The organism is Micromonospora salmantinae (assembly GCF_022230905.1).
Taxonomy (GTDB): domain Bacteria; phylum Actinomycetota; class Actinomycetes; order Mycobacteriales; family Micromonosporaceae; genus Micromonospora; species Micromonospora salmantinae.
Window position 1 is genome coordinate 72673 of sequence record NZ_JAKKFG010000007.1, and the last position, 20918, is coordinate 93590.

A 20918-nucleotide genomic window follows, 5' to 3' on the forward strand; every position below is an offset into this window, starting at 1 on the left:
AGGTCTTCCATGTACTTCCTCGCCGCCGAGGGTGGTGAGTCCGCCCACAACCCGATCATCCCGCTCTGGCAGGAGATCGTGGTCGGTTCGGTGGCCTTCGCCGTGCTCTGCTTCGTGCTGATGAAGTTCGTCTTCCCGCGCATGGAGCAGACGTTCCAGGCTCGGGTCGACGCGATCGAGGGCGGCATCAAGCGCGCCGAGGCTGCTCAGGCCGAGGCGAACCAGCTGCTCGAGCAGTACCGTGCCCAGCTCGCTGAGGCCCGGACCGACGCCGCCAAGATCCGTGACGACGCGCGGGCCGACGCCGAGGGCATCCGGCAGGACATCCTCGCCAAGGCGCGAGAAGAGTCCGACCGGGTCATCCAGGCGGGCAAGGACGCGCTCGCCGCCGAGCGGGCCACCATCGTGCGCGAGCTGCGCGCGGAGGTCGGCACCATCGCGGTGGACCTGGCCAGCAAGATCGTTGGCGAGTCGCTGGCCGACGAGGCGCGGCGTAAGGGCACCGTCGACCGGTTCCTGAGCGGCCTCGAGAGCACGGGGGCCCGCTGATGCAGGCCGCCAGCCGGGAGTCGTACAAGGTCGCGGCCGAGCGCCTCGACGCGTACGTCCGCGGCGCGGAGCCGTCAGCGGTGGCCTCCACCGCCGACGCCATCCTCTCCGTGGCGACCCTGCTGCGGCGTGAGCCGCGGCTGCGCCGGGCGCTCTCCGAGCCGTCCCGGTCCGGCGAGGATCGCGGCGCTCTGCTCGGCGACATGCTCGGCGGGCGGATCGGCGCGGACGCGCTCGACCTGCTCGTGTCGCTGGTCGCCGGCCGATGGTCGGCACCGTCGGAGCTGCTCGACGGCGCCGAGCGGCTGGGCGTGGAGGCGCTGCTGGCCAGCGCCGACAAGGCCGGCGAGCTGGGCGAGGTCGAGGACGAGCTGTTCCGCTTCGGTCAGGTAGTGGCCGGTCAGTCGGCGCTGAGCAACACGCTCGCCGACCCGGTCGCCCCGGTCGAGCAGCGGGCCACCCTGGCTCGCGAGCTGCTCGCCGACAAGGCCCGTCCGGTCACCGTCCGCCTCGTCGAGGTCGCACTCGGCGGGTACGGCGGGCGCTCCTTCACCGGCGCGCTCACCCGGCTGGTGGAACTCGCCGCCGAGCGACGCGACCGGCAGGTGGCGTACGTGACCGTCGCGGCCCCGTTGAGTGACGAGGACGAGCGCCGGCTGGGTGCGAGCCTCAGCGCGATATACGGTCGAGAGGTCTCCGTCAAGCAGACGGTGGACCCCCACGTCCTGGGTGGCGTGAGCGTGCGGGTCGGCTCCGACCTGTACGACGGCACCATTTTGCGCCGCCTCAACGAGACCCGCAACGCGCTCGCGAAGCGCTGAGCGGCTCCGCCGCCCAGCAATGCGGTGGCTTCGCCGCCCCGGCGCTGAGCGGCTCCGCCGCCCAGCATCGGGGTGACTGGATCGCTCAGTGCCCGGAATGACAGACGCCATTCGGACCGGTCGGTACTAGGTATCCCGGGCCCCTGAATTTTAAGGAAGCAGAGGATGGCCGAGCTGACCATCTCGACGGAGGAGATCCGCGGCGCCCTGGAGCGCTACGTCTCTTCCTACTCGTCCGACGTCTCCCGCGAGGAGGTCGGCACCGTCGCCGACACCGGCGACGGTATCGCCCACGTCGAGGGCCTGCCCTCGACCATGACCAACGAGCTCCTGGAGTTCGAGGACGGCACGCTCGGCGTGGCGTTGAACCTCGACGTCCGGGAGATCGGCGTCGTCGTTCTCGGTGACTCCGCCAAGCTGGAGGAAGGGCAGCGCGTCAAGCGCACCGAGCGGGTTCTCTCCGTTCCGGTCGGCGACGCCTTCCTCGGCCGCGTGGTCAACGCGCTCGGTGAGCCGATCGACGCGCTCGGCGACATCGCCAACGAGGGCTTCCGCGAGCTGGAGCTGCAGGCTCCGAACGTGATGTCCCGGCAGTCCGTCGACGAGCCGCTGCAGACCGGCATCAAGGCCATCGACGCGATGACCCCGATCGGTCGGGGCCAGCGGCAGCTGATCATCGGTGACCGGAAGACCGGTAAGACCACTGTCGCCCTGGACGCCATCCTCAACCAGCGGGACAACTGGCGCACCGGCGACCCGAAGAAGCAGGTTCGCTGCATCTACGTCGCCATCGGCCAGAAGGCCTCCACGATCGCCTCCATCAAGGGGCAGCTCGAGGAGGCGGGCGCGATGGAGTACACCACCATCGTCGCCTCCCCGGCCTCCGACCCGGCCGGCTTCAAGTACCTCGCCCCGTACACCGGCTCGTCCATCGGGCAGCACTGGATGTACGGCGGCAAGCACGTCCTGATCGTCTTCGACGACCTGAGCAAGCAGGCCGAGGCGTACCGCGCCGTGTCGCTGCTGCTGCGTCGCCCGCCGGGCCGTGAGGCGTACCCGGGTGACGTCTTCTACCTGCACTCCCGCCTGCTGGAGCGCTGCGCGAAGCTCTCCGACGAGCTGGGTGGCGGCTCGATGACCGGTCTGCCGATCATCGAGACGAAGGCCAACGACATCTCGGCCTTCATCCCGACCAACGTCATCTCGATCACCGACGGCCAGATCTTCCTGGAGACCGACCTGTTCAACCAGGGCGTTCGTCCGGCGATCAACGTCGGTACCTCGGTCTCCCGAGTCGGTGGCGCCGCGCAGGTGAAGCCGATGAAGAAGGTCGCCGGTTCGCTGCGGCTCAACCTGGCCCAGTACCGCGAGCTGGAGGCGTTCGCCGCCTTCGCCTCCGACCTGGACCGGGCCTCCCGGGCCCAGCTGGACCGCGGTTCGCGCCTGGTCGAGCTGCTCAAGCAGCCGAACTACTCGCCGTTCCCGGTGCAGGAGCAGGTCGTCTCGGTCTGGGCCGGCACCGAGGGCAAGCTGGACGACATCCCGGTGGGCGAGGTTCGGCGCTTCGAGGCCGAGTTCCTCCAGTACCTGCGGCACAAGCACCAGGGTGTGCTGGCCGGCATCGCCGACAACCAGTGGAACGATGACATCATCGGCTCGCTGGACAGCGCGATCGCCGAGTTCAAGCAGGTCTTCCTCGGCAAGGAGGACGAGCGCAAGGTCAACGACGCGCCGGCCGCGCCGCTTGAGGGCGACGAGAACCGCGAGACGGTGACCCGCTTCCGCGACGGCGCGACCGACCGCCCGGCCGAGAGCTGATCCCATGGCGGCCCAGGTACGCGTTCTTCGTCAACGGATCCGCTCGGCGAAGTCGATGAAGAAGATCACCAAGGCGATGGAGCTCGTGGCGACGAGCCGGATCGCCAAGGCTCAGGCCCGGGTGCAGGCGTCCCTGCCGTACGCCCAGGCCATCACCGGTGTGCTCACGGCGCTGGCGTCCAACGCGCGGATCGACCACCCGCTGCTCACCCCGCGTGAGCGGGTGCGGCGGGCCGGCGTCCTGTTGGTCACCAGCGACCGTGGCCTGGCCGGCGGCTACAGCTCCAACGCGATCAGGATGGCGGAGTCGCTGATCGCGCGGCTCAAGGCGGACGGCAAGGAGCCGGTGCTCTACGTCATCGGGCGTAAGGGCGTCGGGTTCTACCGGTTCCGCGAGCGGCCGATCGAGGCGAACTGGACCGGCTTCAGCGAGCAGCCGTCGTTCGAGGACGCCCGTACCGTTGGTGAGACGCTGATCAAGGCGTTCACTGCCGGTGCGGACGACGTCGACGGCGGCGCCGGAGCGGACGGGGTGCTCGGGGTCGACGAGTTGCACATCGTCTACACCGAGTTCCACTCGCTCATGACGCAGAACCCGGTGACCAAGGTCATCGGTCCGATGCAGGTGGAGGACCGGCCGCGCTCCGAGGGGTTGCTGCCGGCGTACGAGTTCGAGCCGGAGGCGGAGGCGCTGCTCGACGCGCTCCTGCCGAGGTACATCAACACGCGGATCTACGCGGCGTTGATCGAGTCGGCGGCGAGTGAGTCGGCGGCACGGCGGCGGGCGATGAAGAGCGCCACCGACAACGCCGAAGAGATGATCGAGAAGTACACGCGCGAGATGAACTCGGCTCGCCAGGCCGGGATCACCCAGGAGATCAGCGAGATCGTCGGCGGCGCCAACGCGCTGGCCGCGTCGGGAAGTGAAGTGTGATGACTGCACCAGTAGAGACCAAGACGGCCACGGGTCGCGTGGTCCGGGTCATCGGCCCGGTCGTCGACGCCGAGTTCCCGCGCGACGCCATGCCGCCCCTGTTCAACGCCTTGAACGTGAAGGTGAACCTGTCCGGCGGTGAGAAGACGCTGACCCTGGAGGTTGCCCAGCACCTGGGTGACAACCTGGTCCGTGCCATCTCGATGCAGCCGACCGACGGCCTGGTCCGTGGCGCCGAGGTGCGCGACCGCGGCGAGCCGATCACGGTGCCGGTGGGCGACGCGGTCAAGGGCAAGGTGTTCAACGCGATCGGCGAGGTGCTCAACCTCAAAGAGGGCGAGACGTTCGAGGCCGACGACCGGTGGGGCATCCACCGCAAGGCCCCGGCCTTCGCGGACCTCGAGCCGAAGACCGAGATGCTGGAGACCGGCATCAAGGTCATCGACCTGCTCGCCCCGTACGTCAAGGGCGGCAAGATCGGCCTGTTCGGCGGCGCGGGCGTGGGCAAGACGGTGCTCATCCAGGAGATGATCACCCGGGTCGCCCGCAACTTCGGTGGCACCTCGGTGTTCGCCGGCGTGGGTGAGCGCACCCGTGAGGGCAACGACCTCATCGCCGAGATGACCGAGTCCGGCGTCATCGACAAGACCGCGCTGGTCTACGGCCAGATGGACGAGCCGCCGGGCACCCGGCTGCGGGTGGCGCTCTCCGCGCTGACCATGGCCGAGTACTTCCGGGACGTGAAGAAGCAGGAGGTGCTGCTCTTCATCGACAACATCTTCCGCTTCACGCAGGCCGGTTCGGAGGTGTCCACCCTGCTCGGCCGTATGCCGAGCGCCGTGGGTTACCAGCCGACCCTGGCCGACGAGATGGGCGAGCTCCAGGAGCGGATCACCTCCGTCCGGGGCCAGGCCATCACCTCCATGCAGGCGATCTACGTGCCGGCGGACGACTACACCGACCCCGCCCCGGCCACCACGTTCGCCCACCTGGACGCGACCACCAACCTGGAGCGGTCGATCTCCGACAAGGGCATCTACCCGGCCGTGGACCCGCTGGCGTCCTCGTCCCGGATCCTCGCCCCGGAGTTCGTCGGCGCCGAGCACTTCCAGGTAGCCACCGAGGTGAAGCGGATCCTGCAGCGCTACCGCGACCTGCAGGACATCATCGCCATCCTCGGTATCGAGGAGCTCTCCGAGGAAGACAAGATCACCGTGGCTCGCGCCCGGCGGATCGAGCGCTTCCTCTCGCAGAACACCTACGCGGCGGAGCAGTTCACCGGCGTGCCGGGCTCGACGGTCCCGATCAAGGAGACCATCGAGGCGTTCCGCAAGATCAGCGAGGGTGAGTACGACCACTTCCCCGAGCAGGCGTTCTTCATGTGCGGCGGTCTCGAGGACCTGGAGCGCAAGGCTGAGGAGCTGATGAAGAGCTGACCCAGCTCTCATCCGATTCGTAGCAAAAAGACTGCCCCGGCAATGCCGGGGCAGTCTTTTGTTCATGTTCGCGTCTTACCATCGTCGCGGTCCGTTACTCGTGGTCGTCACTTCCGCGGCTCCCGAGCTACGGTTCGTTCCGCGCTCACCTGAACGAGCGTTGATCTCTGCAACCTTTCGACGACGTGCGCCCGTCTTCCTCGTCGTGGGCGTAACGAACGGAGCTGCTCGTGGGTAAGGCCGGCAAGAGTGGCCGCAAGCCGTCCATCTGGCGAGGTGTGCCGCGATGGGCCAGGATCTGCACGGTGTTCGGCACCGTGCTGACCGTGCTCAGCGGCGCCGTGCTGGTCGGCACCGAGGTGCTCATGGCCCGCTACGAGGGGTCCGTCGGCAAGGCCGACCTCTTCGGCGACCAGGCGGCGGGCGCCCAGGCGAAGAAGAGCGACATCAAGGGTCCGCTGAACATCCTGCTCGTCGGCATCGACCCGCGTACGCCGACGGCCGCGCCGCTGGCCGACTCGATCATGGTGTTGCACGTGCCGGCCTCGATGGACCGGGCCTACCTGTTCTCGCTGCCTCGTGACCTCTACGTGCGGATCCCGGCGTTCAAGAAGGCCGACTTCCCGGGTGAGACCACGAAGATCAACGCCGCGATGTCCTTCGGCAGCAAGGTGCCGGGGGCCAACCCCGACGCGGCGCGGGGCTTCGAGTTGCTGGCCGCCACAGTGCAGAACGTCACGGGCATCAAGCGCTTCGACGCCGGCGCGATCATCAACTTCACCGGTTTCCAGAAGATCGTCGACGCCATGGGCGGTGTCGACATGTACATCGAGCGCGACGTGAAGTCCGAGCACAAGCAGCCGGACGGAAAGCCGCGGCCGGGCAACACCCGTGGTGAGGGCTACGTCGGCCCGCAGGCGATCTACAAGAAGGGCAACCGGCACCTGAGTGGGTGGCAGGCACTGGACTACGTCCGGCAGCGCTACCCGAAGAACGGCGTTCCGGATTCCGACTACGGTCGGCAGCGCCACCAGCAGCAGTTCGTCAAGGCCATGGTGGGCCAGGCGTTCAGCGCCGACGTGGTGTCCAACCCGATCAAGCTGGACAAGGTGCTCCGCGCCGCCGGCCAGTCGTTGATCTTCAGCGGTCGAGGCAACAGCGTTGTCGACTTCGGGCTAGCCCTGAAGGACATCCGCCCGAACACCATCGAGATGATCAAGCTGCCCGGCGGCGGGGTCTTCGAGGGCAGTAAGTACCTGGGCGAGCAGTTCCAGGAGGGTGTTCCGGACTTCTTCACCGCTCTGCACAACGAGCAACTCGACCCGTTCCTGCTGGAGCACCCAGAATTCGTCAACAAGGCCAAGTAGTCAGGTCGGCGTTGTCCCCACCCGCGTTGGGCGCGCCGCGTCGTCAGGCTAGACTTTCGGCAATCCGTAGCCGCAGCAAGGAGACAGCGTGGCACAGCAGCTTCACGTCGAGCTCGTCGCCGTCGAGGAGAAGGTCTGGTCCGGTGACGCCGAGATGGTCGTCGCCCGGACGACCGAAGGCGAGCTCGGTGTCCTGCCGGGGCACGCGCCGCTGCTCGGCCAACTCGCCGAGCCCGGCCAGGTACGCATCAAGCTCGCCGGCGGCGAGCAGGTCGCCTACGAGGTGGCCGGCGGCTTCCTCTCGGTGAGCGCCGACGGGGTCACCGTGCTGGCCGAGAGCGCAACCCCGGTCTCCGCGCAGAGCCGCTGAGCCACACCGGGGATGGAGATCGTCGAAGGATTCGGAATCGGCGTTGTCGTCATCCTCGGCGCGCTTCTGATCCTCTTCGTCCGGCGAGCTCTGGTCACCCGCAGCGGTGGCATCATCCGGCTCAGCGTCCGGGTCTCCACCATGCTCGACGGCCGCGGCTGGTCGCCCGGCTTCGGCCGGTTCGCGGGTGACGAGCTGCGCTGGTACCGGATGTTCAGCTTCGCGATCCGGCCCAAGCGGGTTCTCTCCCGCAAGGGGCTGGCTGTGGAGCGCCGCCGGTTGCCCGAAGGTCAGGAACGCTTCTCCATGCCGGCCGACTGGGTGATCCTCCGCTGTACCAGTGACCACGCACCGGTGGAGATCGCCATGGCGCGATCGACAGTGACCGGTTTTCTCTCCTGGCTCGAGGCCGCCCCTCCGGGGGCGGTCTCGCCGCGTATGGCCTCCCAGGACTGGCCGGCTGCCTGATCGGCTCTTTCTGTGGTTGCTCTTCTCGGTTTCCGGGGGAGCCCGCCCGGCTCCGGGCGGTCAGGCTTGATCCCTGCGCCGGGCGGGCTCCCCCGGAAACCCTTCGTTGGGCACTGTCCGCCGGCTCGGCGCGGGCTTTGATCACCTGCCGTTACCGATGCGGCTGGGTCCTGCCTCCTCGGTGCGCGTAGCGAGCCGGCCCCGCGCAGCGCGCAGGCCTGGTGATCGACTCGGTTTTCTTGATGTCGGGGTGTTCTGGTGGCTGGGATGGTCCCGCTTGGCTACGCGTGGTGGCGGGCAGAGTGGGAAACCAGACCTCGACGTGGTGCGGAGCCCGACGTTCAGCGCTTGCCGCCCGGCACCCATAGCACGTCTCCTGCCGGATTTGCCGTTCTTGACAGGATAAAGAGCAGATCGGAGAGCCGGTTGAGATACTTTGCCGGGAGCGTGCTGGTTCGTTCCGGATCGTGGCTGACCAGCGCCCACGCTGCCCGTTCGGCACGCCGGGCGACGGTCCGCGCCACGTGCAGCAGCGCCGCACCCGCGGTGCCGCCGGGGAGGATGAAGGAGTCGAGCTTGCTCAGGCGTGCGTTGTACTCGTCGCACCAGCCCTCCAGGCGCTCGACGTACTCCTCGGTGACCCGCAGCGGTGGGTACTTCGGCTCCGGCTCGACCGGGGTGGACAGGTCGGCGCCGACGTCGAACAGGTCGTTCTGCACCGACCCCAGCACGCCGCGAAGCTCCTCGTCGAGGTTTCCCAGCGCGAGCGCGACGCCGATCGCCGCGTTGCACTCGTCGACATCCGCGTACGCGGCGATCCGTGGATCGGTCTTCGGCACCTGCTCGTTGTTGCTCAGCCTGGTCATGCCGGCGTCGCCGGCCTTGGTGTAGATGCGCGTGAGGTGGACGGCCATGACGCACAGCCTACGGATTCCCGACCTGACGATCCCGGCGCGGCCGGACAGCACCGCCGGCTGGCCGGTGGTGGTGGGTCCCGGCGACGCCGGCGATTCGGCGGTCAACGACGTCGACGTCATCCGGGTACGTGGTGACGCCCGACTGTCCGGCACCGTGCACGTGGTCGGTGCCAAGAACTCGGCGTTGAAGCTGATGGCCGCCGCGCTGCTCGCGCCGGGCCGCAGTGTGATCACCAACGTCCCCCGGATCACCGACATCGCGATCATGGGGGAGGTGCTGCGTCGGCTGGGCTGCGACGTCCAGTTCGACGCGGACGACCCGGTCGACCCGATGGTCGCCCGTGGCGGCGTGGCCCGGTCCCGGTCGGTGACGATCGACGTACCCGAGCAGCCGGGCGCGGAGGCCGACTACGACCTGGTCCGCCGGTTGCGTGCGTCGATCTGCGTGCTCGGCCCGTTGCTGGCCCGCCGGGGGTACGTGCGGGTGGCCCATCCCGGCGGCGACGCGATCGGCTCGCGGGGGTTGGACATGCACATCTCCGGGCTGACCCGGATGGGCGCGGAGATCTCCGGTGAGCACGGGTTCGTCATCGCCTCCGCCCCGCACGGGCTGCGCGGCGCGGACATCGTGCTGGATTTCCCCAGCGTCGGCGCGACCGAGAACCTGGTGATGGCGGCGGTGCTGGCCCAGGGCACCACGATGATCGACAACGCCGCCCGGGAGCCGGAGATCGTCGACATCTGCACGATGCTCAACCAGATGGGCGCGCGCATCGTCGGCGCGGGCACGTCGACGTTGCGCATCACCGGTGTGCCCGGTCTGCGTCCGGTGCGCCACGCCACTGTGGGGGACCGGATCGTCGCCGGCACCTGGGCGTTCGGCGCGGCGATGACCCGGGGCGACGTGACGGTGACCGGGCTGGACCCGGCCTTCCTGGAGGTCGCCCTGGACAAGGTGGTGGCCGCCGGCGGGCTGGTGGAGACCCGGGCAGACGGCTTCCGCGTACGGATGGACGAGCGGCCCCGGGCGGTGGACGTGGTGACGCTGCCGTACCCCGGCTTCGCCACCGATCTGCTGCCGATGGCGATCGGGCTGGCGGCCGTCAGTGACGGCGCCTCCCTGATCACCGAGAACATCTTCGACGGCCGGTTCATGTTCGCCAACGAGATGATGCGGCTCGGCGCGGACATCAAGACCGACGGGCACCACGCTGTGGTCCGGGGCCGGGATCGGCTCTCCGGTGCCCCGGTGCGGGCCACCGACATCCGGGCCGGAGCAGGGTTGATCATTGCCGGACTCTGCGCGGAGGGGGTCACCGAGGTCTCCCACGTGCACCACGTCGACCGGGGCTACCCGGACTTCGTCGCCGACCTGCGTGCGCTCGGGGTGGCGGTCGAGCGGGGCACCACGCCGGAGGAGCCGGCACTGGAGATCTGAGGCCCGCACGACCCCGGCCCGACCGCCACTTAGCCATCGTTCAGGCTCGCCGACTAGGGTGCAGGCAGGCACTCAATCGCAGCGAGGGAGAAGCAGATGGCGGGTCGACTCGCGGTCGTCGGGGCCGGGCTGATGGGCTCCGGCATCGCCCAGGTGGCGGCGCAGGCGGGCTGGCAGGTGACGCTGCGCGACCTGGACGACGCGGCCACCACCCGGGGTCTCGGCGGTATTCGGAAGTCACTGGAGAAGTTCGCCGAGAAGGGCAAGATCGAGGCGTCCGAGGTCGAGGCGACGCTGGCTCGGATCACCCCGACCACCGACCTGGAGGCGGCGGCCGACGCGGACATCGTGGTCGAGGCGGTCTTCGAGCGCCTGGAGATCAAGCACGAGGTGTTCCGCGCCCTGGACAAGATCTGCAAGTCGGACGCGGTGCTCGCCACCAACACCTCGGCGATCCCGGTCACCCAGATCGCCGCGGTGACCGAGCGGCCCGAGGCGGTGGTCGGCACCCACTTCTTCTCCCCGGTGCCGATGATGCAGCTCTGCGAGCTGGTGCGCGGTTACAAGACCAGCGACGCCACGCTGGACACCGCGCGGGCCTTCGCCGAGGAGATCGGTAAGACGGTCGTCGTGGTCAACCGGGACATCGCCGGCTTCGTCACCACCCGGCTGATCTCCGCCCTGGTGATGGAGGCGGTCAAGCTGGTCGAGTCCGGGGTGGTGTCCGCGGAGGACCTGGACACCGCCTGCCGGCTGGGCTTCGGGCACGCGATGGGCCCGCTGGCCACCACCGACCTGACCGGCGTGGACGTGCTGCTGCACGCCTCGAAGAACATCTACACCGACACCGCCGACGAGAAGTTCTTCCCGCCGGAGCTGCTCCAGCGGATGGTCACCGCCGGCGACCTGGGCCGCAAGACCGGCAAGGGCTTCTACACGTACTGAGTCGTGGCGACCGGGGCGGGCGTCCGCCCCGGTCGGCCGCTCAGCCGTCGCGCTTGGTGGTCCAGCGGAAGGTGGTCAGGCAGAGCACCACACCGATCACGCACCACAGGGCCAGCACCACCGCCACCCGGCCCAGCTCGAACGAGCCGCCCGGCTCCTGGGCGCCGAAGCTCTCCGGCAGGAACACCGACCGCAGCCCCTGGCACATCCACTTGAGCGGGAACAGCGCCGCCACCTGCTGCATCCAGGTGGGCAGGTCGGTGAAGACGAAGAACACCCCGGAGATGAACTGGAGCACCAGGGCGACGGGGGTGACCACCGCCGAGCCGCTGCGGGCGGTGCGGGCCAGCGACGAGATCGCGATGCCGCACAGGGTGCACGCGGTCACCCCGAGCACAGCTACCCAGCCGAAGGTGAACCACTTCGCGGCGGTGCCCGGCAGGTCGAGGTCGAACAGCGCCACCGCGACGGCCAACAGCAGGACCGTCTCGGCGATGCCGATCGCCACCACCATGATCACTTTGCCGGCGAACCAGACCCACTTCGGCATCGGCGTGCCCCGGTAGCGCTTGAGCACGCCCCGGTCCCGCTCGATCGGGATCCAGATGCCGAGGTTCTGGAAGCTCACAGTCATCAGGCCGGTCGCGATCATGCCGGTGATGAAGTACTGGGTGAACTTGACCCCGCCGCCGATCGTGCCGTCGAAGATCGACGCGAAGATCAGGATCATGATGATGGGGAAGCCCATCGTGAAGACGACCGACTCCCGACTGCGCAGGAACTGGGTGATCTCCAGTCGGCCCTGGCGCAGGGCGAGCGCGCCGGCACCCGGCCGCCGGCCGCGAGTCGCGGTGACCGGCGTCGCCGGCTTCGTCGTGGTCGTCATCGCGCGTGTCCGATCATGGTGAGGTAGACGTCCTCCAGGGTCGGCCGGGTCACCGTGAGCCCGGGGACCTCGCCGCCGTAGCGCGCGGCGAGGTCGGCCACGAAGGCCGTCGGCGTCGCGCTCTGCGCGCTTTCCCGCGTCCCTTCCGGGGTACGCCAGGAGACCGTCGCGAGGGCCTCCTGCCGATTGCCCAGCCGGTTGGGGGCGGCGACCTCGACCAGCCGGCCGCCGGCGATCACGCCGACCCGGTCGGCGAGGGCCTCGGCCTCGTCCAGGTAGTGGGTGGTGAGCACGATTGTGGTGCCGGCCGCGGCGAGATCGCGGATCAGCTCCCAGAACTCGCGGCGGGCCTCCGGGTCGAAACCGGTGGTCGGCTCGTCGAGGAAGAGCAGCTCGGGACGGCCGACGATGCCCAGGGCCACGTCCAGGCGGCGCTTCTGCCCGCCGGAGAGGGTGTGCGTCCGGGCCTTCGCCTTGTCGGCCAGCCCGACCCGCTCGATCACCTTGTCCGGGTCGTCCGCGTCGGGGTAGAAGCCGGAGAAGTGCCGGATCACCTCGGCCACTGTCAGCTCGTCGAACTCGCCGGTGCCCTGGAGCACGATGCCGACCCGGGAGCGCCAGTCGGCATCCGGTCGGGCCGGATCGACGCCGAGGACTGTGACCTCGCCGGCGTCCCGGCGGCGGTAGCCCTCCAGGATCTCCACCGTGGTGGTCTTGCCGGCGCCGTTCGGGCCGAGCAACGCGAACACCTCGCCCCGGTGGACGTCCAGGTCCACGCCCGCCACCGCCACGTTGTCGCCGTACGCCTTGCGCAGCCCTCGGACGGAGATGGCCAGCTCGTCATCCATGCCGTCCAGTGTGCGTCCTGGCCTGGGCCGGGTGGTGCCCGGGGTGTGGCGGTCCACGCCACTGCGGGCGCTTGCCACCCGGTCGTCCCCGACATGGACCTGTGTGGTTTTCCACAGCTCCTTTTACTGAACGGTAACTTAGACTCCGGCCATGGATGAGACGGCATTCCCCGGGCGGCTGCCCGAGCGGGACCGCCCGTGGGTGATGCGCACCTACGCCGGCCACTCGTCGGCCGCGGCGACCAACGCCCTCTTCCGCCGCAACCTGGCGAAGGGGCAGACCGGCCTGTCGGTCGCCTTCGACCTGCCCACCCAGACCGGGTACGACCCGGACCACGAACTCGCCGCCGGCGAGGTCGGGCGGGTCGGCGTGCCGGTGGCCCACCTCGGCGACATGCGGGCGCTTTTCGACGGTCTCCCGCTCGCCGACACGAACACCTCGATGACCATCAACGCCCCGGCGATGTGGCTGCTCGCCCTGTACGGCACCGTCGGGCTGGAGCAGGGCGCCGACCTGGCCCGCTGCGCCGGCACCACCCAGAACGACATCATCAAGGAGTACCTGTCCCGGGGCACCTACATCTTTCCGCCGGCGGCGTCGCTGCGGCTCACCGCCGACGTGGTGGCGTACACGCTGCGCGAGATGCCCCGGTGGAACCCGGTCAACATCTGCTCGTACCACCTCCAGGAGGCCGGCGCCACGCCCGTGCAGGAGGTCGGCTTCGCGCTGGCCACAGCGGTCGCCGTGCTCGACGCGGTCCGGGACTCCGGCCAGGTCCCGGCCGAGCGGATGGGTGACGTGGTCCAGCGGATCTCGTTCTTCGTCAACGCCGGGGTGCGCTTCGTCGAGGAGATCGCCAAGATGCGCGCGTTCGGCGTGCTCTGGGACGAGATCACCCGGAACCGGTACGGGGTCACCGACGCCAGACAACGGCGGTTCCGCTACGGGGTGCAGGTCAACTCGCTCGGCCTCACCGAGGCGCAGCCGGAGAACAACATCCAGCGCATCGTGCTGGAGATGCTCGGCGTGACGATGTCCCGCGACGCCCGGGCCCGCGCGGTCCAGCTGCCCGCCTGGAACGAGGCGCTCGGCCTGCCCCGTCCGTGGGACCAGCAGTGGTCGCTGCGGATGCAGCAGGTCCTGGCGTACGAGTCGGATCTGCTCGAATATCCCGACCTCTTCGCCGGCTCGCACGTGATGACCGCGCTCGTCGACGAGGTCGTCACCGGGGCGCGGGTCGAGCTGGACAAGGTGCTGGAGCTGGGCGGCGTCGTCGCCGCAGTGGAGACCGGCTACCTCAAGAGCGCGCTTGTCGCGTCGCTGGCCGAGCGCCGTCGCCGGATGGAGTCCGGTGCCGACGTGGTGGTCGGGGTCAACCGGTACACCGCCACCGAACCCTCCCCGCTGACCGCCGCAGGCGCGGACGCGGTCGAGCAGGTCGATCCCGCGGTCGAGGCGGCCGCCGTGGACGGCGTACGCCGGTGGCGGGCCGACCGGGACGCGGCCGGCGTCGACGCGGCGCTGGCCCGGCTGCGCGCGGACGCCGCGACCACCACCAATCTGATGCCGGCCACCCTGGAGTGTGTGCGGGCCGGGGTGACCACCGGCGAGTGGGCCGGCGCGCTGCGCCAGGTCTTCGGCGAGTACCGGGCACCGACCGGCCTGGCCGGTGCCACCGGCGGTGGTGGGGAGCCGGGCCTCGTGGCGGTCCGCGAGCGGGTCACCGCCACCGCGCGGGAGCTGGGCAGCGGCCGGCTGCGGCTGCTGGTCGGCAAACCCGGCCTGGACGGGCACTCCAACGGCGCGGAGCAGATCGCGGTACGCGCCCGCGACGCCGGCTTCGAGGTCGTCTACCAGGGCATCCGGTTGACCGCGGGGCAGATTGTCGCCGCCGCCGTCGAGGAGGACGTCGACCTGGTCGGGCTCTCCGTGCTCTCCGGGTCGCACCTGGCCGCGGTGCCCGCGGTGCTCGACGGGCTGCGCGCCGCCGGCCGGGCCGACCTGCCGGTGGTGGTGGGCGGCATCATCCCGGCCAGTGACGCGGACACCCTCCGGGCGGCCGGGGTCGCCCGGGTCTTCACCCCGAAGGACTTCGCCCTCACCGGCATCATCGACGACCTGGTGACGGTCATCCGTCACGCCAACGACCTGCCCTGATCGAGCGCTGTCCCGGCAGGTCGCCGGCCGGCGTGGGTCAGCGGCCAGTGTGGGTCAGCGGCCGGCGTAGGTCATGCAGTCGGCCATGTCGTTGTCCGGGCCGACCCTGATCGACGCCGCGTGGCACTCCAGCTGCTCGTTGTGCCGGCAGTCGGCGCGCTGGCAGGCGCCCACCTGCGCGATCAGGCTCTCCACGCCGCCCCGGACGGGCGACTCGACGAAGGTGTGGCAGTGGGCGTGATCCATGCTGCCGATGGTGATCGCGAAGGCGTGGCAGTCACCTGCCTGGTTGTACGCGCACGCGGCGACCACACATTCCTGGACTCGGGGCATCTCCAACGCTGCGGTCATGCCGACCTCCTCTAGGCTCTTGCCCCGATACTAGGCTTTTGTCGACCCGTGGAGCCCCGGTATCGCGGGCCGCCGATCCGCCGCGTCAGACGCGGAAGCCGGCGGCGCGGGCGGCCTCTCGTTCGCGGCGTCGTTCGGATCGACGACGGAAGAACCAGAAGGTGAAGAACGCCAGGCCGACCAGGACGACGAGCACCAGCACCGGCAGGATGATCGCCACCAGGGAGACCACCACGCTGGTGGCGTCCTCGGCGGTGCTGGCGACCGGGGCGCCGATTCCGGCGGTGGTCGCGTTGATCACCGGGCGGGCCGCGGACTTGAGCAGGTGCACGCCCAACGCCAGCAGTACGCCGGTGACGACCGGCACCCACTGGTGGGACGAGAAGAAGCTCCCTGGGTCGCTGACCGTCACCGTCTCCGACGAGGAGCCGGCGCCGAAGGCCAGGCCACCGGCGGTGGGTCGGACCACTGTCTGCACCACGTCGTTGATGTGGTCGACCACCGGCACCTTGTCCGCCACCATCTCCACGGCGAGCAGCACGGCCATGATGGCGATGACCCAGCCGTTGCCGAGCCAGGTCCAGCCGCTGGGCAGGTCGATCAGGTCGGTGTAACGGCCGAGCAGGCCGAGGATGAGCAGGGGTATGTAGGCGTTCAGCCCCGCCGAGGCGGCGAGACCGGTGCCGGTGAGGACTTCGAACACGGTCTCAGCATCGCACCGACGCGCCAGTGCCGCTCGCTGGCGACCGGTGGGTGCTCGGCTACCCTCGTCGGGTGCGGTTGGTCATTGCGAAGTGCTCGGTGGACTATGTCGGACGGCTCTCGGCTCACCTGCCGCTGGCCACCCGGTTGCTGATGGTGAAGGCGGACGGGTCGGTGTCTATTCACGCCGACGACCGGGCGTACAAGCCGTTGAACTGGATGAGCCCGCCGTGCCGGTTGGAGGAGGCCCCCGGTGTGTGGCGGGTCGTCAACAAGGCTGGCGAGGAGCTGCGGATCACCCTGGAGGAGATCTTCCAGGACACCTCGTACGAGCTGGGTGTGGATCCGGGCCTGCGCAAGGACGGGGTGGAGGCGCACCTCCAGGAGTTGCTGGCCGCCAACCCGGGTGCCCTGGGTGAGGGGTTCACGCTGGTCCGCCGCGAGTACATGACGGCGATCGGCCCGGTCGACCTGCTGTGCCGGGATGCCAACTCGGGCTCGGTCGCCGTCGAGGTCAAGCGACGTGGCGACATCGACGGCGTGGAGCAGTTGACCCGCTATCTCGAGCTGATGAACCGTGACCCGCTGCTCAGCCCCGTCGTCGGGGTCTTCGCCGCCCAGGAGATCAAGCCGCAGGCCCGGGTGCTCGCCACCGACCGGGGCATCCGGTGTGTGGTGGTGGACTACGACAAGCTGCGCGGCATCGTGAAGGACGAGCTGACCCTCTTCTGACCGGCGTCCTACCCGGTGCGCACCGCGATCAGTGACTTCGGCAGACCGAACACCCGCTCCACCAGCATCGTCGAGTCGGGGAAGTAGTGACGCATCTGCGAGCGGTCCAACAGCTCGGTCCAGAGCACCTGGTGGATGGCGGCGTCGTGGCTGCGGGTCGGCTTGTGCCCCAGCGGCCACCGTCGGGCGAACGCGGTGCGCAGTCGTACCGGCAGGAACTGCATGCCGGGCGCGATCCAGTGTGGCTCGATGGGGAAGTAGCGGTAGGGCGTCTGGACCCAGTGCCGGTCGGCCAGTGAGCGGGCGGCGGCGGCGAAGCGGATCCGCCGTTCGTGCCCGCCCACGTGCTCCAGCACCGAGTTCGAGAAGACCAGGTCGAAGCTGCCCTTGGTGAGGTGCGGGGGCAGGTCGCAGGCGTCGGCCTGCTCGACGTGGGCCCAATCCGGGACGACGGCGGGCGGCTGCTCCAGGTTGACGACTGTCACCCGGGCCGGTCGGACGGTGGCGCGGTGCCAGGTGCCGAGCCGACCGCCGAGGTCGACCACGTGCATGTCGCCGATGTCGGGAAAGGTGCGCGCCAGCCAGTCCGAGCGGTGCCGACGCCGTCGGGCGCTCCACGACTGGTCACTGTCGACAAGGCGGTAACGCAATCGATTGGGGCCCATTTAACGCAATGTACCGCCGTGACCACGGTGTATAAACATGTGGATACGCCGATCCTTGTTGATGATCGGTTATCCGACACTTACCTCCCGTACATGACCTTGATGGCCTTGACGAGTCGGGCCACGTCGGCGGGGGTGCGCTCGAAGGTCATCGACGGCAGCAGCGACCGGGCACGACGTCGGGTGATCGCCTTGGACCGACCGAACTCACGCAGGCCGTCCTCCCCGTGGATCCGCCCGAAGCCGGAGTCGCCGACACCGCCGAACGGCAGGGTGGACATGCCGGCGAAGGTCAGCGTGGAGTTGATCGACGCCATCCCGGAGCGCAGTCGCCGGGCGACGGTCACCGCACGCCGGCGGCCGAAGACCGAACCCCCGAGGCCGTACGACAGGGCGTTGGCGCGGGTGACGGCCTCGTCGGCGTCGCGGACCCGGCTGATGGTCAGCGTGGGACCGAAGGTCTCCTCGCGGACGGCGGCCGACTCCTCCGGTACGTCCACCAGCACTGTGGGGTGGACGTACGGCGGTTGCACGGCGCTCGGGCCGCCGAGCACGGCGCGCCCGCCGGACGTGATGGCGGCATCGATGTGTCGGCGGATCACGTCGATCTGCTTGGGCATGGTGATCGGGCCGATGTCGGTGCCCTCCGGCCCGACCGTCAACCGACCGGCGCGGGTCACCACCTTGTCGACGAAGGCGTCGAAGACGGCGTCGACCGCGTACACCCGCTCGATGCCGATGCAGGTCTGGCCGGCGTTGGTCATACCGCCCCAGACACACGCCTCGGCGGCCGCGTCCAGGTCAGCGTCGCTGTCCACGATCATGGCGTCCTTGCCGCCACCCTCGATGAGCACCGGGGTCAGCGTCTCGGCGCAGGCGGCCATCACCTTTCGGGCGGTGGCGGTGGAGCCGGTGAAGGCCAACTTGTTGACGCCGGAGCGGCACAGCGCCGCGCCCACGTCGCCCAGCCCGTGCACGGCGGTGAACACCGGCTGCTCGGGCACCACCTCGGCGAAGCTGTCCACCAGCCACTGGCCGACGGCGGGCGTGTACTCGCTCGGCTTGAGCACCACGGCGTTGCCGGCGGCGAGGGCGTACGCGGCGGAGCCGATCGGCGTGAAGACCGGATAGTTCCACGGCCCGATCACGCCGACCACCCCGTACGGCTGGTATTCGAGGTGCCCGGAGAACTCGGCCAGGATGAGCCGGGACCGCACCCGGCGTGGACCGAGCACGCGGCCGGCGTTGCGGGCGGCCCAGTCGATGTGCTCGATCGCCGTGACGATCTCGACGATGGCGTCGGCGACCGGCTTGCCGCCCTCGACGTGCACCAACTCGGCCAACTGCTCGATGCGCTTGGCGAGCAGCGCACGCCACCGCAGCATCCGCTGGCGGCGGCCGGTGAAGCCGAGGCCCGCCCACCACTCGCCGGCGGCGCGGGCGCTGTCGACGGCCTGCCGCACGTCGGCGTCGGTGGCGACCGGGAGGCGACCGGCCTCGGCGCCGGTCGCCGGGCTGGTGGAAACCAAGTGGCCCGCGTCGATGACCGGAACGCCCGGGATATGCACTGCCGTCATGGCGGAAGTCTAGACCCGAGGATTACTCGCCGGTAGGGTCCCCGATTCGGGGCGGGGGAGCGGCGTCGCACCAACCCGGCCGATCGTTGATCAGTGCAGGTCAGGGCGTTGGTGACGGATGCGGCCCGCCCGAATCGTCGAACGGCAGGTGGCCGGGAGGTGACGAGAGGCTGACCGGCCGGTCGGTATTGACGACTACCGTCTGATGGCAAGCTGACGCGCGGAGTGACGGTGTGGGGTGGAGGGCTGACTGTCCATGGAGGAACTTCCGGAACTGATGCCGCTGTTGACGGTCGCGGGTGGACCGATGCGCGGCGCGAGCTTTCGTATGCGAGCCGAGATACAGGTGATCGGCCGAGCGCCGACCGGTCAGGTGGTCATCAACGACCCGCACCTGAGCCGTCGCCACGCCGAGGTGTGGCTGGCACCGGAGGGCCCGTCCCTGCGGGACCTGGGCTCCACCAACGGCACCTGGCTCAACGACCGGCGGATCACCGAGGTGGAACGACTCTCCGACGGTGACGTGATCCGGCTGGGCCGCACCGAACTGCGCCTGTTCGACCCCGGGGTGGCGCTCACCGACCCGGTGGGGCTCAGCTTCGGCCCGTCCCGGCGCGACGTCCGACCGACGCTGCCGCTGCCGCTGGCCGCGCCACCGGGCTCGCGTCGCTGATCGCCTGGCGGTCCGCCACACCGGGTAGCTCCGTTGGGTGGCGGTCCGACACCTGGACCGGCGGGGACACCCGTGGCACCATGCCGCGGATGGAGACCGAGCAGCGGATCGTGACGGCGAACGGCATCACCCAGGCGGTACGGGTGGCCGGCTCGCCGGACGGCACACCGGTGCTGCTGATCCACGGCAACTGCTCGTCAGCGCTGTTCTGGGAGCCGCTGGTCCGCCGTCTGCCACCGACGCTGCGGGTGGTCGCCCCCGACCTGCGGGGGTACGGCGACTCCGCGACCGCCCCGGTGGACGCCACCCGGGGCCTGCGGGACTTCGCCGACGACGTGGCCGCACTGCTGGACGACCCGACGCTCTTCGACGCCGAGGCGCGCCCGGTGGTGGTCGGGCACTCCCTCGGCGGCGGGGTGGCGATGCGCCTGCTGGTCGACCATCCGCACCGGGTGGGGGCGTTGCTGCTCGCCGCACCGGTCTCCCCGTACGGCTTCGGCGGCACCCGCGACCTGACCGGTACGCCGACCACAGCCGACTTCGCCGGCACCGGCGCCGGCACGGCGAACCCGGACTTCGTGGCCCGCCTCGCGGCCGGCGACCGGAGCACTGACGCGCCGGCCAGCCCGCGCGCCGTGCTGCGAGCCACCTATGTCGCCGATCCCGCCTCGCTGGGCACTGACGAGGAACTGCTGCTGGACACAGTGCTCTCCACCGCCACCGGGGACGACAACTACCCGGGCACGGCGGTGCCGTCGGAGAACTGGCCGGGCACCGCGCCGGGGGAGCGCGGGGTGCTCAACGCGCTCGCGCCGACCTGGTTCCGGCTCGCCGACGAGCTGGTGGCCGTCGCCGAGAAACCGCCGGTCACCTGGGTACGCGGAGACGTCGACGTCATCGTCTCGGACACCTCGCTCTTCGACCTGGCGTACCTGGGTTCGCTGGATCTCGTGCCCGGCTGGCCCGGCGCGGACGCCTGCCCACCGCAGCCGATGGTCGGCCAGACCCGGGCGGTGCTCGACCGGTACGCGGCGGCCGGCGGCGCGTACCACGAGGTGGTGCTGCCCGGTTGCGGGCACAGCCCGCACCTGGAGCGCCCGGCGGAGTTCGTCGCGGAGTTGTTGGCCCTGACCAGCGTGGCGGCCGGGTAGCGGCGCCGCTGGGCCGTGGGTGAAATATGCCACGGCGTCTCGACAACTCACCGTCACGTGGCAGACTCGCGCGCATAACCTTAGCGGCCGTTCAGTGGCCGTGCGGAGTCTC

At 69.9% G+C, this 20918-nt stretch carries 21 protein-coding genes; 14 read left to right on the forward strand and 7 right to left on the reverse strand.

Annotated features, from left to right (window positions below; translation table 11 throughout):
* Nucleotides 1-9 precede the first annotated feature (9 nt).
* The 8 genes from PSH03_RS06310 to PSH03_RS06345 all read left to right on the forward strand — a co-directional run bounded on the left by PSH03_RS06310 (nt 10) and on the right by PSH03_RS06345 (nt 7763).
* Nucleotides 10-549, forward strand: coding sequence for a F0F1 ATP synthase subunit B (locus PSH03_RS06310; protein ID WP_130404094.1), 540 nt, complete (start codon nt 10-12; stop codon nt 547-549).
* The gene (locus PSH03_RS06315) at nt 549-1370 is read left to right on the forward strand and encodes a F0F1 ATP synthase subunit delta (protein ID WP_210785818.1); all 822 of its coding nucleotides are present in this window, start codon (nt 549-551) and stop codon (nt 1368-1370) included. Before PSH03_RS06310 ends, PSH03_RS06315 begins: the two co-directional genes overlap by 1 nt.
* A gap of 165 nt (nt 1371-1535) precedes the next feature.
* Entirely contained in the window at nt 1536-3188 is a 1653-nt protein-coding gene (atpA, locus tag PSH03_RS06320) for a F0F1 ATP synthase subunit alpha (RefSeq protein WP_210785816.1), read from the forward strand.
* 4 nt (nt 3189-3192) lie between these two features.
* Complete coding sequence (locus PSH03_RS06325) at nt 3193-4122, forward strand: F0F1 ATP synthase subunit gamma (protein ID WP_210785814.1); 930 nt, start codon at nt 3193-3195, stop codon at nt 4120-4122.
* Nucleotides 4122-5558, forward strand: coding sequence for a F0F1 ATP synthase subunit beta (atpD, locus tag PSH03_RS06330; RefSeq protein WP_210785813.1), 1437 nt, complete (start codon nt 4122-4124; stop codon nt 5556-5558). The genes PSH03_RS06325 and atpD overlap by 1 nt, the downstream gene beginning before the upstream one ends.
* 224 nt (nt 5559-5782) lie before the next feature.
* Nucleotides 5783-6925 (forward strand): LCP family protein, encoded by a 1143-nt coding sequence (locus tag PSH03_RS06335; RefSeq protein ID WP_210785826.1) that lies wholly within the window; start codon nt 5783-5785, stop codon nt 6923-6925.
* An 88-nt stretch (nt 6926-7013) separates the two neighbouring features.
* Nucleotides 7014-7295, forward strand: coding sequence for a F0F1 ATP synthase subunit epsilon (locus PSH03_RS06340; protein ID WP_030333186.1), 282 nt, complete (start codon nt 7014-7016; stop codon nt 7293-7295).
* A 12-nt stretch (nt 7296-7307) separates the two neighbouring features.
* Nucleotides 7308-7763: a DUF2550 domain-containing protein gene (locus tag PSH03_RS06345; protein WP_210785812.1), complete on the forward strand. Its 456-nt coding sequence runs from the start codon at nt 7308-7310 to the stop codon at nt 7761-7763.
* A gap of 341 nt (nt 7764-8104) precedes the next feature.
* Here the strand turns inward: PSH03_RS06345 and PSH03_RS06350 are convergent, their stop codons facing one another.
* Nucleotides 8105-8677 (reverse strand): cob(I)yrinic acid a,c-diamide adenosyltransferase, encoded by a 573-nt coding sequence (locus PSH03_RS06350; protein WP_091405871.1) that lies wholly within the window; start codon nt 8675-8677, stop codon nt 8105-8107.
* On the opposite strand from PSH03_RS06350, the gene murA reads away from it, so the two are divergent.
* Together murA and PSH03_RS06360 are read left to right on the forward strand one after the other, a co-directional pair.
* Entirely contained in the window at nt 8676-10118 is a 1443-nt protein-coding gene (gene murA / locus PSH03_RS06355; RefSeq protein WP_210785811.1) for a UDP-N-acetylglucosamine 1-carboxyvinyltransferase, read from the forward strand. The two genes, PSH03_RS06350 and murA, sit on opposite strands and share 2 nt — an antisense overlap.
* 96 nt (nt 10119-10214) lie before the next feature.
* A complete protein-coding gene (locus tag PSH03_RS06360; RefSeq protein WP_110561611.1) occupies nt 10215-11063 on the forward strand; it encodes a 3-hydroxyacyl-CoA dehydrogenase family protein in 849 nt (282 codons plus the stop codon).
* 40 nt (nt 11064-11103) lie between these two features.
* Here PSH03_RS06360 and PSH03_RS06365 read toward each other — a convergent pair whose 3' ends face one another.
* Together PSH03_RS06365 and PSH03_RS06370 are read right to left on the reverse strand one after the other, a co-directional pair.
* Complete coding sequence (locus tag PSH03_RS06365) at nt 11104-11949, reverse strand: ABC transporter permease (protein ID WP_112584029.1); 846 nt, start codon at nt 11947-11949, stop codon at nt 11104-11106.
* A complete protein-coding gene (locus PSH03_RS06370; protein WP_238688528.1) occupies nt 11946-12797 on the reverse strand; it encodes an ABC transporter ATP-binding protein in 852 nt (283 codons plus the stop codon). Before PSH03_RS06370 ends, PSH03_RS06365 begins: the two co-directional genes overlap by 4 nt.
* Before the next feature lie 151 nt (nt 12798-12948).
* On the opposite strand from PSH03_RS06370, the gene PSH03_RS06375 reads away from it, so the two are divergent.
* Nucleotides 12949-14955 carry an ethylmalonyl-CoA mutase gene (locus PSH03_RS06375; protein WP_238688529.1) on the forward strand — a complete coding sequence of 669 codons (2007 nt, stop codon included), beginning with the start codon at nt 12949-12951 and terminating at the stop codon, nt 14953-14955.
* 54 nt (nt 14956-15009) lie between these two features.
* Here PSH03_RS06375 and PSH03_RS06380 read toward each other — a convergent pair whose 3' ends face one another.
* Nucleotides 15010-15306, reverse strand: coding sequence for a DUF1540 domain-containing protein (locus tag PSH03_RS06380; RefSeq protein ID WP_210785808.1), 297 nt, complete (start codon nt 15304-15306; stop codon nt 15010-15012).
* Between the two features lie 85 nt (nt 15307-15391).
* Nucleotides 15392-16009, reverse strand: a complete 618-nt coding sequence (locus PSH03_RS06385) for a DUF4126 domain-containing protein (protein ID WP_091405855.1) — start codon at nt 16007-16009, stop codon at nt 15392-15394.
* A 71-nt stretch (nt 16010-16080) separates the two neighbouring features.
* Between PSH03_RS06385 and nucS the strand changes: the two genes are divergently transcribed.
* Nucleotides 16081-16740, forward strand: coding sequence for an endonuclease NucS (gene nucS, locus PSH03_RS06390; RefSeq protein ID WP_112584054.1), 660 nt, complete (start codon nt 16081-16083; stop codon nt 16738-16740).
* Between the two features lie 8 nt (nt 16741-16748).
* Here nucS and PSH03_RS06395 read toward each other — a convergent pair whose 3' ends face one another.
* Both PSH03_RS06395 and PSH03_RS06400 read right to left on the reverse strand, forming a co-directional pair.
* Nucleotides 16749-17405, reverse strand: a complete 657-nt coding sequence (locus PSH03_RS06395; protein WP_210785806.1) for a methyltransferase domain-containing protein — start codon at nt 17403-17405, stop codon at nt 16749-16751.
* Between the two features lie 80 nt (nt 17406-17485).
* Nucleotides 17486-18982, reverse strand: coding sequence for an aldehyde dehydrogenase family protein (locus PSH03_RS06400; protein ID WP_238688530.1), 1497 nt, complete (start codon nt 18980-18982; stop codon nt 17486-17488).
* Nucleotides 18983-19289: 307 nt separating this feature from the next.
* Between PSH03_RS06400 and PSH03_RS06405 the strand changes: the two genes are divergently transcribed.
* Both PSH03_RS06405 and PSH03_RS06410 read left to right on the forward strand, forming a co-directional pair.
* Nucleotides 19290-19655: an FHA domain-containing protein gene (locus PSH03_RS06405; protein ID WP_255750185.1), complete on the forward strand. Its 366-nt coding sequence runs from the start codon at nt 19290-19292 to the stop codon at nt 19653-19655.
* Between the two features lie 80 nt (nt 19656-19735).
* Nucleotides 19736-20806, forward strand: a complete 1071-nt coding sequence (locus PSH03_RS06410) for an alpha/beta hydrolase (RefSeq protein ID WP_238688531.1) — start codon at nt 19736-19738, stop codon at nt 20804-20806.
* Nucleotides 20807-20918: the final 112 nt, after the last annotated feature.

What these genes read in the sequence shown, in the direction of transcription:
- PSH03_RS06360 (WP_110561611.1), top strand. Translation starts at nt 10,215, where the DNA reads ATGGCGGGTCGACTCGCGGTCGTCGGGGCCGGGCTGATGGGCTCCGGC.
- PSH03_RS06410 (WP_238688531.1), top strand. Translation starts at nt 19,736, where the DNA reads ATGCCGCGGATGGAGACCGAGCAGCGGATCGTGACGGCGAACGGCATC.
- PSH03_RS06365 (WP_112584029.1), bottom strand. Translation starts at nt 11,949, where the DNA reads ATGACGACCACGACGAAGCCGGCGACGCCGGTCACCGCGACTCGCGGC.
- PSH03_RS06310 (WP_130404094.1), top strand. Translation starts at nt 10, where the DNA reads ATGTACTTCCTCGCCGCCGAGGGTGGTGAGTCCGCCCACAACCCGATC.
- atpD (WP_210785813.1), top strand. Translation starts at nt 4,122, where the DNA reads ATGACTGCACCAGTAGAGACCAAGACGGCCACGGGTCGCGTGGTCCGG.
- PSH03_RS06375 (WP_238688529.1), top strand. Translation starts at nt 12,949, where the DNA reads ATGGATGAGACGGCATTCCCCGGGCGGCTGCCCGAGCGGGACCGCCCG.
- PSH03_RS06325 (WP_210785814.1), top strand. Translation starts at nt 3,193, where the DNA reads ATGGCGGCCCAGGTACGCGTTCTTCGTCAACGGATCCGCTCGGCGAAG.
- PSH03_RS06400 (WP_238688530.1), bottom strand. Translation starts at nt 18,982, where the DNA reads ATGACGGCAGTGCATATCCCGGGCGTTCCGGTCATCGACGCGGGCCAC.
- murA (WP_210785811.1), top strand. Translation starts at nt 8,676, where the DNA reads ATGACGCACAGCCTACGGATTCCCGACCTGACGATCCCGGCGCGGCCG.
- PSH03_RS06405 (WP_255750185.1), top strand. Translation starts at nt 19,290, where the DNA reads ATGCGCGGCGCGAGCTTTCGTATGCGAGCCGAGATACAGGTGATCGGC.
- atpA (WP_210785816.1), top strand. Translation starts at nt 1,536, where the DNA reads ATGGCCGAGCTGACCATCTCGACGGAGGAGATCCGCGGCGCCCTGGAG.
- PSH03_RS06370 (WP_238688528.1), bottom strand. Translation starts at nt 12,797, where the DNA reads ATGGATGACGAGCTGGCCATCTCCGTCCGAGGGCTGCGCAAGGCGTAC.
- PSH03_RS06395 (WP_210785806.1), bottom strand. Translation starts at nt 17,405, where the DNA reads ATGGGCCCCAATCGATTGCGTTACCGCCTTGTCGACAGTGACCAGTCG.
- PSH03_RS06345 (WP_210785812.1), top strand. Translation starts at nt 7,308, where the DNA reads ATGGAGATCGTCGAAGGATTCGGAATCGGCGTTGTCGTCATCCTCGGC.
- PSH03_RS06315 (WP_210785818.1), top strand. Translation starts at nt 549, where the DNA reads ATGCAGGCCGCCAGCCGGGAGTCGTACAAGGTCGCGGCCGAGCGCCTC.
- PSH03_RS06350 (WP_091405871.1), bottom strand. Translation starts at nt 8,677, where the DNA reads ATGGCCGTCCACCTCACGCGCATCTACACCAAGGCCGGCGACGCCGGC.
- PSH03_RS06380 (WP_210785808.1), bottom strand. Translation starts at nt 15,306, where the DNA reads ATGACCGCAGCGTTGGAGATGCCCCGAGTCCAGGAATGTGTGGTCGCC.